10 protein-coding genes, 2 tRNA genes and 2 rRNA genes are annotated in these 16,970 nt (G+C 43.0%); 5 read left to right on the top strand and 9 right to left on the bottom strand.

The window, feature by feature from the left end:
- The first annotated feature begins 233 nt into the window (after positions 1 to 233).
- The 4 genes from COT81_02665 to COT81_02650 all read left to right on the top strand — a co-directional run bounded on the left by COT81_02665 (position 234) and on the right by COT81_02650 (position 1,236).
- Positions 234 to 310: transfer RNA gene (locus COT81_02665), tRNA-Val, on the top strand.
- 184 nt (positions 311 to 494) lie between these two features.
- Positions 495 to 743, top strand: coding sequence for a hypothetical protein (locus tag COT81_02660; protein PIS05158.1), 249 nt, complete (start codon positions 495 to 497; stop codon positions 741 to 743).
- A gap of 126 nt (positions 744 to 869) precedes the next feature.
- A tRNA-Ala gene (locus COT81_02655) sits at positions 870 to 945 on the top strand.
- 105 nt (positions 946 to 1,050) lie between these two features.
- Positions 1,051 to 1,236: a hypothetical protein gene (locus COT81_02650; protein PIS05157.1), complete on the top strand. Its 186-nt coding sequence runs from the start codon at positions 1,051 to 1,053 to the stop codon at positions 1,234 to 1,236.
- A 205-nt stretch (positions 1,237 to 1,441) separates the two neighbouring features.
- On the opposite strand, the gene COT81_02645 is transcribed toward COT81_02650, so the two are convergent.
- The 5 genes from COT81_02645 to COT81_02625 all read right to left on the bottom strand — a co-directional run bounded on the left by COT81_02645 (position 1,442) and on the right by COT81_02625 (position 6,835).
- Positions 1,442 to 2,695: a DNA helicase UvrD gene (locus tag COT81_02645; GenBank protein PIS05159.1), complete on the bottom strand. Its 1,254-nt coding sequence runs from the start codon at positions 2,693 to 2,695 to the stop codon at positions 1,442 to 1,444.
- A 237-nt stretch (positions 2,696 to 2,932) separates the two neighbouring features.
- Entirely contained in the window at positions 2,933 to 3,697 is a 765-nt protein-coding gene (locus COT81_02640; GenBank protein ID PIS05156.1) for a hypothetical protein, read from the bottom strand.
- Positions 3,698 to 3,768: 71 nt separating this feature from the next.
- Positions 3,769 to 4,191 (bottom strand): hypothetical protein, encoded by a 423-nt coding sequence (locus tag COT81_02635; protein PIS05155.1) that lies wholly within the window; start codon positions 4,189 to 4,191, stop codon positions 3,769 to 3,771.
- A 4-nt stretch (positions 4,192 to 4,195) separates the two neighbouring features.
- Entirely contained in the window at positions 4,196 to 6,028 is a 1,833-nt protein-coding gene (gene glmS, locus COT81_02630) for a glutamine--fructose-6-phosphate transaminase (isomerizing) (protein ID PIS05154.1), read from the bottom strand.
- Between the two features lie 63 nt (positions 6,029 to 6,091).
- Positions 6,092 to 6,835 (bottom strand): transcriptional regulator, encoded by a 744-nt coding sequence (locus COT81_02625; protein PIS05153.1) that lies wholly within the window; start codon positions 6,833 to 6,835, stop codon positions 6,092 to 6,094.
- A gap of 167 nt (positions 6,836 to 7,002) precedes the next feature.
- Here COT81_02625 and COT81_02620 point away from each other — a divergent pair, with 167 nt between their 5' ends.
- Complete coding sequence (locus tag COT81_02620) at positions 7,003 to 8,154, top strand: hypothetical protein (protein PIS05152.1); 1,152 nt, start codon at positions 7,003 to 7,005, stop codon at positions 8,152 to 8,154.
- 73 nt (positions 8,155 to 8,227) lie between these two features.
- Here COT81_02620 and COT81_02615 read toward each other — a convergent pair whose 3' ends face one another.
- The 4 genes from COT81_02615 to COT81_02600 form a co-directional block, all read right to left on the bottom strand.
- The gene (locus COT81_02615) at positions 8,228 to 9,328 is read right to left on the bottom strand and encodes a hypothetical protein (GenBank protein PIS05151.1); all 1,101 of its coding nucleotides are present in this window, start codon (positions 9,326 to 9,328) and stop codon (positions 8,228 to 8,230) included.
- A gap of 415 nt (positions 9,329 to 9,743) precedes the next feature.
- Positions 9,744 to 9,858: ribosomal RNA gene (gene rrf / locus COT81_02610) — 5S ribosomal RNA — on the bottom strand.
- A gap of 327 nt (positions 9,859 to 10,185) precedes the next feature.
- A 23S ribosomal RNA gene (locus COT81_02605) occupies positions 10,186 to 15,171 on the bottom strand.
- A 792-nt stretch (positions 15,172 to 15,963) separates the two neighbouring features.
- The gene (locus COT81_02600) at positions 15,964 to 16,671 is read right to left on the bottom strand and encodes a hypothetical protein (GenBank protein ID PIS05150.1); all 708 of its coding nucleotides are present in this window, start codon (positions 16,669 to 16,671) and stop codon (positions 15,964 to 15,966) included.
- Positions 16,672 to 16,970: the final 299 nt, after the last annotated feature.

Raw genomic sequence — 16,970 nt, 5'->3', positions numbered from 1 at the left:
CGAGCGGAGCGAGCGGTGGCGGGGCGATTCATTTACCGATTTTGAAAATAGGTTCTAACTTGGTACAATAGAGACACCAAGCTTTGGCTGGCCCAACTGGACTGGGCGAGTCCGGTTCTTTGGCATCGGATTCTAATAATTGGGTGCATAGCTCAGTTGGTTAGAGTGTTTGGTTTACACCTGCTCGCCGCAACAATTATTTTATTGCTTAAAATAATAAATTTAAACAAGCTGGGTTTGTAGCTCAGTTGGTTAGAGCGCATGGTTTACATCCATGAGGTCAGAGGTTCGACCCCTCTCAAACCCACCAGTTATTCTCAAATAATTGTGTGGGGGAGCGCATGCTTTGGCAGGCGGGTCCAAAAGGTCCGTGGTTCCCCGGCCGCCTTAGCTGACGCTTGCGGCAGCGGGGCGCGGCGAGTCCACGTGCACCCACCAGCCTTTGCCAAAGCTTCGGCTGGCAAAGAACGAGCGCAATAATTAATGATTAAAATATGAGATTCATTTTTGGATTTATCGGCATTGCCGTTGGCTTTCTACTGGTTTGGAAAGCGGACTGGATTTTGAATAACTTTGGACACATTGAATGGGCCGAAGAGCATCTTTCTACCGAAGGCGGCACCAGACTATTTTGGAAACTATTGGGTCTTTTGATCATCATCCTCTCCATGCTGTACATGTTCGGCATCCTCCAGGGGATTATCCTCTCGATTTTTTCATCAATGTTCAGAGGCATGGCTTAAAATCAACCAGCCAAAACTATTTTGCTGCCCAGATCCGGCAGTTCAGCTGGCTAGAACATCGCCTTTGTCCCGACTTACAATAAGATATAAATTTAAAAAAGCGAGGATCCTCAAAAATTCATGAGGGGGCCGATAGCTCAGTTGGTAGAGCATCCGGTTTGCATCCGGAAGGTCTGGGGTTCGAATCCCCATCGGTCCACCACTTTCATTGAACACCAATAGTAAAAAGTTTTAATTAAAAAACTTTTTTTATTTTTAAGAACGCTTCTCTCTTGACTAGAGGGCGGCCATTCCTTTTTTTAGATTAATGTTGTATAATTATGATACAAAGGATGCAGTTGTAAAATGTAAAGTCTGCCAATGTGAATTTATAAATCATCAGAATAAAAATAGTTTGATTGATTCTGAAACTAAAGCAGACTTTATAATTAACTCAACCAAACAAATTTTGCTTTCAAAAAATATCTGTTCCGGATTAGTGAAAGTGAATTGAAAATATAAACCGAAGGGAGGTGAACAAAAATGGCTAAAAAAAGAAAGGTAGCAAAAAAAAGAAAAGCTGCTCCAAAAAGAAAGAAGAAGGTTGTGCGCAGAAAGAAAAGATAATCGCAATTTTCTTTCGAAAGAGAATATAAAATCCCCTAACTCATGCTTGCAGGGGATTTTATAATTAATAAAATGCTAAAGTTAGCCAAAAATCAAAACATGATTATTTGCTGGTCAGCGCCTTTTTCTGCCTCGGGAAAAATTTCAATTTTTCCGTACTGGCCATCAAAGCCCGGAATAAGCTTGACTTGACCCTGCCGAGTTTTGATGATACCCGCGGCAATTTTGGGATAAGTGATGGCCTCCAACTGTTCTTGAGACAAATTTATTAAAATATTGAATTCGTTCTGGCCGGCCTTGATTAAATTAAAATATTCTGCCTGAACCTTTTTTGATTGCTTGCCGACCCCTAAGACGTCGGCAATAATTTCTTGCAAAGGTATTAAACTTTTATAAGGAATAAATTTATTTTTATCAATCCCTTCTTTTTTTCTGTCAGCCAAGTTATCCACACGATTTAACACGCCGATGGTCAGGGGTTTTTGGCATTGTGGACAAATTCCCTGGCGTTTTTTAGTTTGATCGGGAGAAAAACTAACTTTACATTCACGATGCCCATCAAAATGATACATGCCCTCCTCGGGAAAAAATTCTATAGTGTACAAAAATTTTTTTTGGTTTTTGCTTTTAATAATGTCATAAATTTCTGAATATGACGGTTGGGTAAGTTCTAAAACATTGGCTTCGCGCCCTAGATTGGGCAGCGAATGGGCATCGGAATTGGAAACCAAAGTAATGTTGTCTAGACCGGAAAGCCGCCAATTCATCGGTGGATCGGAGGATAGACCGGTTTCAACTGAATAAATTCTGTCTGTTAGCTCCTCGTAACACTCGGCAATGGAATCAAAGCCCGACTTGGAGCCAAAAATCGCAAACCAGGGCGTCCAGGCGTGAGCCGGTACAGTCAGATGCTTTTCGTCGATATCTAAACAAATCTTAAAAAGTTCTTTGGCAGACAAACCGATAATCGGCCGGCCATCGGCCTTAAGGTTGGCGCCTTTATTTTCCAAAGCCCGAATGAGCTTGGTCACAAATTCCAAGTTAGGAGCCAACAAACATATATGCAACCGGCGCATCCGCCCCCCTTGAGTGTAGATGCAAGATATTTCGCTGCTTAGCAAAAACAGGGTGCCGGCTGAAGATTTTTTTAATCTGAATAATCCCGGATGCGCTTCTTCCAACTGGCTGGCCAACTCTTTGAACCAGGCCGGATGAGTGAAGTCTCCGGTGCCGACAATATCAATGCCTTTTATTTTTGCCCAGCGATCAATATTCTCTAAAGTCAGATCTTTGGAACAAGCCCTGGAATATCTGGAATGGATATGTAAATCGCAAATATAAGCCATAGTACTAATAAGTTTAAAACAAACGGGTAATTTAATCAAAGATAAAAAAAATACCGCCTGCAAGGATTATTATTGAAGATCCGGCTTTGGCGGCCACTCAACGGCAACTGTTTGAATATATCCGGAGAAATATCAGATAAATCCTAAATTAGGTAATCAGTAATCGGTAACGGGGACACTTCTAATTACCAGTTACTAATTACCAGTTACTAATATTTTGTGCGGCCGGCATTAAGATCAGTAGGGATCCGGGCCAATTTCTTGCTTTCTGGCCAGCTCCAAATGTTCCGGCGTGTTGATGCCAATGGCTTCTTTGGGATCAATATCAATAGAATCTATGCGATAACCCTGATCAATGGCCATCTTAACCAAATCGGTTAAATAATATTCACCCTGAATATTATTATTTTTTATTTTTTCAAGATTTTCCCAAAGCCATTCACCTTTAAAACAGTAATAAGCCGGATTAACCTCTTTGATTTTTAATTGCTCCGGGCTGGCATCATTTTTTTCTACTATCTCCTTGATTTTACCGGCTTCGCCCCGGATAATACGGCCAAAATTATCAAAAAACCGGTATTGGCCCTTAAAATTCGACACTCGTAAAGTCATTAAAGAAAGAGTGTGGCCTTGGTCAATGTGAATTTGAGCCAATTTTTTTATGCTCTCCGGTTTTAAATAAGGATGGTCGCCGTATAAAACCATGATATTCTCCGCCTTATTTTGCAAAAAGTTTTTTGTCTGTAGTACCGCATGACCGGTGCCTAAAAGTTCATTCTGGACGATATAATCGTTCTGATTGCCCAATGTTTGAATAACCAAGCCGGCCTGCCAGCCCACCACCACGACCGGCCGCTTATCCAATTTTGACCGTTGCACCGCCTCCAGTAAATAGGAAATAATTGGCCGGTCATGCAACTTTATCAAAACTTTGGGCAGTTCTTCGTTGTGCATTCTCTTGCTCCGCCCAGCGGCCAAGATGACGATTCTAAGTTTTTCCATTGTTTAAATAAGGTTAAAGATGGATGCTGTCCTAAAAAATCACCTGAATATTTAGTCGCGTGTTTACCGGGTTATAAATTCTTAACCATCACTTCCGTTTCCTTGAAGGTAAAGCCCAGGCTTTCGTATAACTTTTGAGCGATGAAATTGGGGGAGGTCAGTTTAACCTGCTGGCAACCAAGCTCTTCGGCGATTTTTAATAATTTCTCCATTAAAGCCCGGCCGACGCCCTGCCCTCTAACTTTTTCATCAACCACCACTTCTTCCACCCAGGCAATCAATCCCTTGGAGGGTATAATGTACCAGGCGAGTTGAGCATAACCCGCTAATTTACCATCTACAGTTGCAATTATACCACGCGTGCCAGGACAATCAATAATCTGGTTCATTCTGTTATCTAGATTCAATCCGTCTACAATATTGCGGGTCAGCTGAGGGATAAGCCGAGATACCGCTTGGGCATCTTTTTTAGTAAAATTGCTTACGACTATCATAAATTTATTCTACGGTAACACTTTTAGCCAAATTTCTCGGCTGATCAATGTCGCAACCTTTTATTTGAGCCAAATAATAAGCCAGCAGCTGCAGCGGGACCACGGACAAAATGGGATAAAGTATTTCCAAGGTTTCAGGCAGATAAATAACCTGCTGGGCGATCTTTGAAATTTCTTTGTCGCCCGCCGTAGCTAAGGCGATGATTTGCCCATGCCTGGCCCTGACTTCCTCTAAATTGCTTAAGGTTTTTTCGTAGACACTGTCTTTGGGGATGATAGCCACGACCGGCCAGTTTTTATCAATTAGCGCCAAGGGGCCGTGTTTTAACTCGCCGGCCGGATAGCCTTCGGCATGGACATAAGAAATCTCCTTCATCTTCAGGGCTCCTTCCAAAGCAACGGGATAATTTAGCTTCCGCCCGATAAAAATAAAATTGCTGGCCGACTGATAAATTTTAGCTATCTCTTTGATCTTTTCTTTTTGTTCCAAAACCTGCTGTATCTTATCGGGTAGACTTAGGAGCTCTTTAATTATCTCTTGCGCTTTGGTGCGAGGCAGCTGTCTTTGACGCCCCAATAAAATAGCCAAAAGAACTAAAATAACCAATTGGGAAACAAAAACCTTGGTGGAAGCAACGGCAATTTCCGGACCAACATGGTTATAAACTCCGGCCTTAGTTTCTCTGGCAATGGAACTGCCGACCGCATTAACTATCCCGATGGTCAAAAGATTTTGTTTATTGGCCAAACGAACGGCCGCCAAAGTATCGGCCGTCTCGCCGGATTGGCTGATGGCCAAAACAACGGATTTTGCGTCCAGCGGCTTTTCCCGGTATCTAAATTCCGAAGCATATTCCACCTCGGTAGGAATGCCGGCTAAATTTTCTATCAAATAACTGCCGATCCGTCCGGCATAATGAGCGGTGCCGCAAGCAACGATATAAAGCCGTTCCAAATTCTTTAACTCGTCCATAACGTCGATTAAGCCGCCCAATTTTACTTGGCCTTCTTCTAAAATAACCCGGCCGCGCATGCTGGACCTGACCACCTCCGGCTCTTCCATTATCTCTTTAAGCATAAAATGATCAAAGCCGCCTTTTTCTGCTTCCACCGGGTCCCATTCTATCTGCTGGGGCAAATGGTTGGCTTCATCGCCGTTTAATTTGCTGATACTGTAACCCTGTCTGGTAATGACGGCCATTTCGGCTTCCTCCAAAAAAACCACTTCGCGGGTAAATGGCAGCACAGCCGTAACGTCCGAAGCCACCAGGTATTCACTGGCCGATATAATGCCGATGACCACCGGGCTGCCTAATCTGGCCGCGACAATTTTATCCGGCTCGCTTCTGGAAATAATCGCCAAACCATAAGCGCCCCTGACTTGATGCAACGCGCTCCTAACGGCCGCTTCCAAAGGAACATTTTTTTGGTGCTCTTCTATTAAATGCGCTAAAACCTCGCTGTCGGTTTGAGTATTTAACTTATGTTTTTGACTAAGCAGCCATCTTTTTAATTCCTGATAATTTTCAATAATACCATTATGAACCAAAACGACATTATTCTGGCAATCGGCATGGGGATGGGCGTTAATATCCGATGGTTCACCGTGAGTGGCCCAACGAATGTGGCCAATGCCAAAATTGGAAGTCAAACTGCGTGATTTTAACTGTTCGCTTAAATTATTAAGCTTGCCCTGTTTCTTGATTATTTCTAATTTCCCCTGATAGCATAAAGCCACGCCGGCGCTATCATAGCCACGATACTCCATGCGCCTCAAACCTTCCAATAAAATTGGCAGGGCTTGTTGTTTGCCGATGTAACCGATGATACCGCACATAATGTTAGTAACTGGTAATTAGAAGTGTCCCCGTTACCGATTACTGATTACCTAATTTAGGATTTATCTGATATTTCTCCAAATATATTCAAATAGTTGCCGTTGAGTGGCCGCCAGAGCCGGATCTTCAATAATAATCCCCCGGGGCTCATCTTTTGAACTTAAAGAAATCATCACCACTTTGTCGTGATAAACAATAATATAAGTGGGTGAGCCCTCCCTTGGGCTTAATGACTTGACCTCGGCCAATTCGGCGGTGGTGCCGCCGTGCCCCACGGCTATGACTTTTACCCTGATTTTCTTGCTGATTCTTTGTTTGGTAAAATTGGGGAAAGCTTTATATAAATGGTCTTTGATAGTGGAGGTGGAAAAAACCAAATACTCTTTACTGGAAAGCTGATCTACTGTTTCCAGTACATCGTTGAAAATTGTTTTAATGCCTTGGTGACCTTCGTAATATTTCACTACCGGTTTTTCGCCGGCTTGGTCGTAAAGCGACTTTAGACTGGGAATGACTTGATTGATCCTTTCTTTGACTTCGTTCAAGTTTTGTAATTTCTGATCTATGGCATTATTAAGCTTGGCCGGGTCTTCGGCAATAAAGTACTGTTTAGTGGCTTTATGGTAATATCCGACCAGACCTAAATCAATCAGACTTTTTAAAATATCATAAGTTGTGCCGCGGTTAATTTTGGTTTTTTCCGCCAAATTCCGGACAGAATGCGGGCCGGTTTCTAATAGGCACAGGTAGATTATGATTTCTTTCTCCGACAGGCCGAACTGTTTCAAGATGGGTATGACTTCCATATAACATAGATTGTACTCTTTATAAGAATTCTGTCAATAATCTTTCTGCAATTTTTATCTTTTATAATTTTTTGTTTTGATATTAGCCAAAAAAATCAAATAGTTTGTCATTTTAAACTTATGGATATTGATATTTATCCCCAAATAAATTATACTTGGTATTAATTATGAAAAGACTTAAAAACATCTTGGTTTTAAACGGCGGCGGTCTATCGCCTTCGCTTAATCCCACGCTTTACGGCGTCGCCTCACGGGCCAAAAAGCTCCATTATAAAATTTTTGGCGGCATCGGCGGCTGGGCCTCGCTGGTTCAACATGGGGAAATTATCGATTTAACCAAGTTGAACATAGAAATTATTAAAAATCGGGGGGGCGCTCTCCTGCGGTCATCAAGAACCAACCCCATAAAAATACCGGGGGGAATAGATTTGTTGAAAGAAAAAATTAAAAAGTATCAGCTCGATGGTTTAATTGCCATTGGCGGCGACGACACTTTAATGGCGGCCGCAAAATTGCATAAAGATTATCAATTGCCGGTAATCGGATTGCCTAAAACAGTTGATAATGATCTGCCCTTAACTTACTTTGCTCCAGGCTTTCCTACGGCCGCCTTTTATGCGGCCAAGCTAGCCGCTGAAACCAAACAGGACTCTGCTTACACTTACAGCCGGGTATATATTATTGAGATGTACGGCGCGATGTCGGGCTGGTTGACCTGTGCCGCTGCCTTAGGCGGCGCTGACATTATCATTCCCCCGGAATGGCAGTTTGATTTGGGTCAAATTATCAGTTTGGTCAAAAAAAAATACGAAGCGAACGGCAATTACTGCGTTATTGCTGTATCCAAAGAAACCCGAATTAAGGGTATTAATGGCCGGCCAGAACAACAGCCGGACGGCTTTGGCAATATACGAAACGAATATGTCAGCCTGGCGCTGCAGGAAAGAATCCAAAGCCAGCTGGGCTTAACCACCAAAATAATTATTCCCATGAATTATCTGCAAAGCGGCAATCCGATAAAATTGGACATTGAGATCGGCCATAAACTTGGCCAGGCGGGAGTGGATTTAATCAAACAGCAACAAACTGGCCAGGCGGTAATTATTACGTACGCTAATAAAAAATTCTCTTTAAAAGGTGTTTCTTTAGATCACTTTATGTACAAGGGTGAAAATTTAGACAACAGCCAGTTTAATCGCAAAACTATGCAACCAACGACCAAATACCTAAATTATCTAAACACTCTGATTGGCGATTTTGAATTCATTGACAACGAATACCAAAAACTTTGCCGGAAAATCAGGGGTAAATCAAACTAAACCAGTGATTGAGTAACGTTGCAAAATGAAAAAGCGGTCTTTCCTCCAAAAGACCGCCTTTGATTTTCATCAATCACTCCTGATAATCTACCGGGTAATCGTCAGCCATCTTAAAAATCAATGCCTTGATGTGACACATTTGATCATCTGTGAGTGATAAATGTTGAAAATGGCCGCGGGAAAAAATTTCATCCAAGAGAAACCTGCTTTTACTCCGGCATAATGCCAAAGCGCAAGCCAAACACCGGAACCGGAAAAAATCGGCAAAAGTCCAGTCTTCTATAATCCGACGGATGTCTGATGATGAGAAGCAACCCACTGATAAAAGATCATCGCCGATCGTGACTCCTTTAAGATCCTGGGTTAGATATTTGTTGATTCCCTCCTCAACACTATTATAACCGTTATGCCTCAGAAATTCCTCCAACAATAAATAAATCTGGCGACCCAACTCTGGCCGCAGTCGGGCTAAATTACTAAACAAATTGATAATTAAGCCAGCACAATCATAGTGCCGAAAGATGCCAAGCATCACAACGGTAGGATGTTGAGGTTCAGGAAACTCTAAACTGAAACCATACTCTGGGTCCCAAACTTTTGTTGGAAACAAATCTACCAAAATGGCGGAAGAATTAGAGATTACTGGCGAAACAAAATTACGAGGATTAATATCAATTCCAGTAATCAAATGGTCTTCTTCAGAGGGATGGGTAGCGTTATCAAATAGCGGCTTAATAGCCCAATTGAGCATGGCATTAATGATCTTTTCGGCTTGTGAGAATTTACTGGCATTCTTAATGCCAACGGCGCATGATTCCCCGCCATAATCCTCATATTGAATCATTAATGGCATTTGCTCGTTGCTATTACCCCCTCTAATAATAAAGCCTAACCCACTACTAGTAGAGACGCCCGCTAAATGAAGTTGTTTTTTATAATTATCAATACTAGCAGCGATAGATCTAAGAACCTCTGTGGTAAGCATAGAAATAGGAACGCCCTTAAAACGGAATGCTTTAAGGACTATGCTATCGCCATCAGATCGCTGAACCAACACTACGGTCCGGTTATATGACGGCAGCACTTTAGAAATAACCACCGACCCGAGCGGTTCGATATCTACCTTGTCTCCCACCTTGATGGCCGTATGGTCCAACCAGTTGACTGTATTCATCTAAATATCCTCCTTGAATGTATTTGATTGTGAAAAGAACTTCAAATTTACTATTTCATAATACCTTAGCATTTTTATATAAATTGTCAATATCTTGTGCATCACAGTCAATCGACAATAGAAAACGATAGATAACAGCGACGACCCAAACAAAGCCCCGCTGTGCGGGGCTGAGTAAAAAAATAAGTACAACTAAATCCCGCCTCGCCTAATCGGCGGGCGGGATAAACCAGCGCCCATTTGTCCTGTCAACTGACAGGGCCTACTCTCGTTTGTCTTCGCCTTGCTTCGGCAAAGCAGGCCATGGCATCAGCCATGCTACCACCCACCTTCGTCCCGCTGGGACTTCGGCGGGCAGGTCGGCCCTAAGTTGCTTAAAGGTCTTGCTCGCCCCGCACCAAATTTTACTCATTTAACCTAGCACTTACCTACTCTCGCATGGCATCAGCCATACTACCATCGGCCTTGGACTGCTTAACGGCCGTGTTCGAGATGGGAACGGGTGTGACCAGTCCAGTAGAAGCACTAGGATAAATAAGTAAAATTTTTATTTGGTGCGGGGTAAAGGATGGGAACGAGTGTTACCAACTTAGTAGAAACACCGAGATTTCTATATACAACTAATAGAAGAAGCACTGGTATAATTATACTCATTTTTGGCTCGGGCGAAAAATTGCCCGATTGCCTGATTGACATCCATTACGGATGTTTAATTCAAATGAATGAAAAGAACTGTTTTAATATTTCATGCTGATCAGTCAAGCTTAACTTGATAAACCCAACTGAGCTTAATAACTGCCGCTGCCACCGAGTCAAACTCGGCTAGGCGCGGAACTAAATGACACCCATATAATTTGGTGGTTACTTGGCCTATTAGTACCGCTCGGCTAAAACCCTTGCGGGCCTTACACCTACGGCCTATCAATCTTGTAATCTCCAAGAGGCCTAATAATGAATCCTAATCTTGTAGACGGCTTCACGCTTAGATGCTTTCAGCGTTTATCCAAACCGAACGTAGCTACTCGGCAATGCAGTTGGTACTGCAACCGATACACCAGAGGTTCGTCCTTCCCGGTCCTCTCGTACTAGGGAAGGGACTACTCAAGATTCAACGCCCGTAGCGGATAGGAGACCGAACTGTCTCACGCATGTTATTCCATTATTACTAATGGCATGGACTATACCTTCACCCTTTTCCGTCTTTGACGGAATTAGGGGCTGACGTCTTATAACCCTTTTAAAAAGGCTATCTCATCTTGTTCTTCTGCAAGATTCAGTCTCTACGGGGAAAAGATTTATGTTCGAGAAAATCTTTTATTACTTCGCTTGTATTTATTCTTTTTTTGAATAATTATAAGTGGCGGTTTGATCGACTAAGACACTTAATCTAATAAGTTCTTTGGGGCTCATTTTTTTAGGATGAGAATCGATCAATTTTATCATTAATTCCGCTAAAGACTTTTTTAAACGAAGGAATGGATAAATTAACAATAACACGCTTTTTACTTCTTTAAATCCAACTATGGTATATTCCGCCATTCCATCATTGCGGAGCCTGATATAACCATGGTTCAGCTTATTCTTCAGCCAGTGAAGGATGCCTTGATGGATCGATTTTTGGTAAAAAACAATGCTTGTTCTTACCTGATAACCGTAAATGTAATCTTTACGGTAAACTAACTGCGCCATAATGCAGCCGTCTCCATCAAGGAAACCGGCAATATAAGCTAATTCTTCGTTAGACATAAATCTAATCTTCCCTCGGTATTGCCCTCTTGGACAGTTCGAAATCCAAGTAGGGTTTCACCGATTTTAGTCAGATTTCTTGTATCACATCTCTGTGATAGAACGCAATGTAATTTACGTTCTGAACCCAGCTCGCGTACCGCTTTAATTGGCGAACAGCCAAACCCTTGGGAGCTTCTTCACCCCCAGGATGCGATGGGCCGACATCGAGGTGCCAAACCGCGCCGTCGCTGTGGACGCTTGGGCGCGATCAGCCTGTTATCCCCGGAGTAACTTTTATCCGTTGAGCTTCCGCCGTCCTACTTCGACCCTAAACCATAAAGGTTCAGGGTAATACGGTCGGATCACTAACTTCTGCTTTCGCAACTGCGCGGGTTGTAGCCCTTGCAGTAAAGCTGGCTTATGCGTTTGCACGACCACGTCCCGTTTCCATCGGGAGCTAGCCAACCTTAGTAAACGCCTCCGTTACATTTTGGGCATTGTGTTAATCAAGTTTGTAAGAGAAGTTTGGCAGAACATATTTGCCTATAACTTTGGCGAATTTTTCGGCTTCACGGCCGAAAATATAGATTTGCCAGCCCTCTCTTTGCTTTCTTAACTTAGTTTCTATGCCGAAATTAAGTTTTAAAGCGCTCTGTAAAAGATTCAAACTAAACCGATCAAAACTTTGAGTGTTAATTATCTTAGCGCGATGCTGATGGGATTTTCTGGAGCCGTCATCCATGTACCAAACGGCTAAAGCCAAGGGTGTCAGCCAGCGCTTGATTTGCCTGGGAGCTATTTTACGACCGTGGTCATAAAATTTCTGGCTGTAAAATCTGAAACTGCCGCTGTAGCAGGTATTAAACCAGTACTTGCTATAAACTTTGCCCTGAACCGCCTGTTGTTTTATTCTTGGTTCGCTAGCCGCCAGATTTTTCAACTTGTCATACAGCCAATCGACGTAAACTTTTTGGCTTAAAGAATGTTCTATCTTTAAACGCCAAGTTTTGCCATTGGCAGTTTCCAAGTGTCCATCGCCTAATAATTTACCCATGATGATTTGTTTTTGATCGGACGAAATCTTGAATGTTTTCATATGATTCTTGATGTCTAATTTAATTAGACTCTCTGGGTCGCCCCAGAGTTCAGACTATATCTTCACCCCACTGCTCGGAAGCGGTGGGGGCTTAGCGTCTAGTCGTTGAGGGCACGCTTGAAGCGTTTCCCTGCTGATTGTCCGTTATTATCCTGTTTAATTCGGATAAACCGCCTCAATATTTTCACTTTATTCAAGTAATTGAGGATGCCAACGGAGGTTCCAGCATATAAGCTAAGATTATTTTTATAGACCATACGGCGGTTTTGACGCGATATTGCTACCACGCTGCCCCATTAAATTAACGGAGATTAATTTTGTTAAGGCAACCGCCCCAGTTAAACTACCCACCAGATACTGTCTCCTACCCAGTTTCATGGGACAGGATTAGAATTAAAAACACAAAAGGGTGGTATCTCACTGACGACTCCATCCCGCCTGACGACGGGACTTCACAGTCTTCCACCTATGCTGAACAACTATGTTCTTAACCCAATACCAAGTTGTAGTAAAGCTTCACGGGGTCTTTTCGTCCAGCTACGGGTAATGAGCATCTTTACTCATCTTGCAATTTCACCGAGTCCTTCGTTGAGACAGTTTCCAAGTCGTTATGCCATTCGTGCAGGTCGGAACTTACCCGACAAGGAATTTCGCTACCTTAGGACGATTATAGTTATCGCCGGCGTTCATCAGCGCTTCAGTTCAAGGCTTGCACCTCTCCCCTTAACGTTCTGACACTGGCCAGGCATCAGCCCCTATACCTCACCTTACGGTTTGAGCAGGGACCTGTGTTTTTGATAAACAGTCGCTTGGATTCTTTAGCTGCGGCCTCCTACGCTCCTCGCTACGCTCGAGCTACGGAGGCCAGGTCCCCAAAGATAAATAGATGGGGGACCTGGCCTTCGAAGTTCCGAACGCAGTAAGGAACGTAGAAGGCAGGCCTTATTGCGAACTTACGGCCGCTATTTTGCCGAGTTCCTTAACGAAGGTTCTCTCGTACACCTTAGGCTTCTCGCCTCACCTACCTGTGTCGGTTTACGGTACGGTTGCTTATATTTTAAACCGCCGGCCTTGCTTGTGGCAAAACTGACGGAAAACCTAGAAGTTTTTCTTGATTATTTCTCCTCTTAAGTTGGCTTTGGAAAACCGCAACCTTCTCGCCTTCTTCGGACTGGTTCTTCCCGGATTTGCCAAGGAAGAATCCAAAAAAGGCCAACGTCATAACCATACGGACGCTTAAAACTTGAAACAACGTCACTCCATCGGAAAATATAAACAGGGCAGGAATATTAACCTGCTCTTCCATCGCCTACGCCCTTCGGCCTCGGCTTAGGATCGCCTAACCCTGGGTTGAAAATCATTGCCCAGGAAACCTTAGGTTTTCGGTGCCTAGGATTCTCACCTAGGTTTTTGTTACTTATACCAACATTCTCTCTTCTATATCCTCCATCTTGGCTCGCGCCTTAGACTTCAAACGAATATAGAATGCTACCCTACCCCCTGTACCATACGGTACAGGGTCCAATCTTCGGTACCAAGTTTAGCCCCGTTAAATTTTCGGCGCAAAGCGACTTGACCAGTGAGCTATTACGCTTTCTTTAAAGGATGGCTGCTTCTAAGCCAACCTCCTAGTTGTATAAGTCACAATACCACCTTTTACACTTAACTTGGATTTGGGGACCTTAGATGTGGATCTGGGCTGTTGCCCTTTTGACTGATGGAGCTTAGCCCCCATAGTCTGACTCTTAAACTTAACCTATTGGCATTCGGAGTTTGGTTAGGACAGGTAAGGTTTCCCCACCCTGTCCCATTCAGTGCTCTACCACCAACAGGAAACATTTAAGGCTAGCCCTAAAGCTATTTCGGGTAGAACCAGCTATTGCCAGGTTCGATTGGAATTTCTCCTCTATCCATAACTCATCCCCCAGTGTTGCACGGCTGGTGGGTTCGGGCTTCCACGTCTTGTTACGGACGCTTCACCCTGGCCAAGGATAGCTCACCTGGTTTCGGGTCGTGTATATGCTGCCCTTTAGAGAAATAGTTGGCTAGTCCGAAAAACGAACCAGCAACTATTTAACTAAAAACGCCGGTTAAGGCTCGCTTTCACTACACCTACCCCTCATAAGGGTTAGATTAAGCAACACACAACACACTCGTTGGTTCATTCTTCAATAGGAACACCATCACCCACCTTCGCTCTGCGTTCCACTTGAGCTACGGTGGACAAGCCTCATCAGAAATAACTGATAAATGGGCCTGTCCACCGGAGCTTTTCGTGAAGCGAAAAGCGAAGGCGGGCTCTGATTCTTTGTAAGCAAATGGTTTCAGATACTATTTCATCTCCCTCACCGGGATACTTTTCACCTTTCCCTCACGGTACTTGTTCACTATCGATCAGCAAAAGTATTTAGCCTTAGCGCATAGTCGCGCTTGATTCGTTCAGGATTTCACGAGTCCTGAAGTACTTGAGATATGCTACCACAGAGCGATTACCCCTTTCGCGTACGGGGCCATCACCCTCTTTGGCGCCGCTTTCCAGCGGCTTCTGCTAGGGATGTAACCATAATTTTCTCTGCTGCGGACTTCAAGCTCCGCAAAAGTAACTTCTCACTACGCCATTTCAGCAACGGCTTGAACCTTTAAATCGCCTAAGCCGCCAAAGGCGGCCTAAAACGACAACACTAAAATGGTTTGGGCTTTTCCCTGTTCGCTCGCCACTACTAAGGGAATCGAGATTAGCCATTAATTCTTTAAGCCACCCGAAGGCGACTTTTGGAACTAATAACTAATATTGTTTCTTTTTTTTCCTCTGGGTACTAAGATGTTTCAATTCCCCAGGTCTGCCTCATAAGCCTATGAATTCAGCTTATGATTCTTCAATTTAAATTGAAGAGGGTTCCCCCATTCGGAAATCCCCGGATCACAGGTTGCTTGCCACCTAGCCGAGGCTTATCGCAGGCTGCTACGTCCTTCATCGTCTTTTGCTGTCAAGGCATCCACCATTCGCCCTTAATGTAACCACCAAATTATACGAGAGTCATTTTTTATCCAGCACCCAGCCGCTCGCGAGCGGGATGTGCTGGATTTATTAAGCTCAGTTTGATTTATCAAACTGCTTATTATTAAGATGCTCTTTTCATTCATTTATTAAATTGTCAAAGGTCGGTCGTAACTCGGAATCCGTCAGGCGTCGCCGGTTTTTTTAAATTACCGCTGATGTAACGCTTTAACTTTGGGTAACGCCTCACGGCCTGCGAGTTACAAAACAAAAATCCGCTTGTTCAAGCGGACGTTCACCAAGACAAAGCTAGACCAAAAATTATCCGCTCGATTTGTTATTTATACTCTTTTGTAGTGAAACTATCATTAATTTTGTTAGCTTGTCCGCCGCCACCTCAATTTTTTTAAGGAATAAAGGCGGATTTTCGCTTAAATGTGGGTTAAATGTGGATAATTCCTTTGGCCCATTTTCAGCTTAACAATTATATATTAATTTAAAAATCGTGTCAAATCTCAACGGTGGCAAGCTCTAAAATGATTAGGAGAGAATTTTAGTGCCGGGAAGAGGACTCCCGCCTACATTACATTTTGGCGGGCAAGCGAACCTCCACAGGATTTCTCCCGCCAGGTTTCCCACCTAACCTAGCTGAACTTGGCCTGCCAAAGCCTGGTGTAGTATTCTTGAATTAGTCCGAACGCATTTCGCCGCCTGCGGCGGCGAGGAAGGCCCCCCCCACCGCGAAAATCCGAAAATGCGGCGGAGCCGCACTAATAACGATTTCCAATTTTTCTTTGGCGGCATTAAATTCATTTAAGAAATTGGGATTTTGGGTCGAAACACTTTCTTAATAATTTTCGGAGCAAATAACATACCGATTATATAAAAAGCCACTAGCGAGAAAAATAAATATTTATTAGTAAGCAAAGAAGCACCAATGAAAATAGTAAATGAAACAGGAACTAGCATTCCGAAAAATGATGCGACAATAAAAGGTAAATATTTCATTTTCGCTATACCGGATACGTATGCTATTAAATCAGTGTCTGTACTTGGCAGAAAACGAGAGATGAAAACTGTTTGCCACCCAATTTTTTCCGTGTGTTTTTTCAACCGTTCTTGTTCTTCCTCGCTAATCAATTTAACGTAAATTCCTTTTCTAATTTTTGTACCAAGCCAATAATTAATTGATGAACCAATAATTCTAGCGAGAATTCCAAAAATTAGTGCTTGCCAAAAACCAAAAATAATACCGCCGGCAATTGGAACAATTTCATTAGGCAATGGCGGAGCAACCACAACAACTATACTCAATAAAACGTAAACAAGAATGGCCCATTTTTCAGAAGATAAAACAAAAGTTTTGATACTCTCCGGATCGGTAAATAGTTTAGAAATTGGAACCCAAATTAGTATGGGTATCAAAACAATAACAAAAAGAGCAAGGGCTATGAGTAATAACAATAACCACAAACGGTGCTTAGAATATATTTCTTTAAGTTTTTGAAAACTCAAATTCATATAATTAAAAAATTTTCTTCCCCTAAAATGCGAAACCGCCAATTCGTTTTTGCCCCCAAAAATTGAATACGAATTAGTCGCCGAGCGACTTGTGGTGAGCAAGGTCGAACCAAGCGAGGCGAACCGAAACCGCTTGCAATTTCCTACGTGGTGCCGCGGGAGAGACTCGAACTCTCAATCTTTTCAGAACGTGGTCCTAAACCACGCGCGCCTGCCTGCCTTGCCGAATAGATTATTATTGAATTCAATTGGTGAGTTTATTATACCAAGTTAGAACCTATTTCCAAAACAAATGATGT

It is taken from the genome of Candidatus Buchananbacteria bacterium CG10_big_fil_rev_8_21_14_0_10_42_9, assembly GCA_002773845.1.
GTDB lineage: Bacteria > Patescibacteriota > Patescibacteriia > Buchananbacterales > 21-14-0-10-42-9 > 21-14-0-10-42-9.
This window is presented reverse-complemented; position numbering and strand designations above follow the sequence as displayed.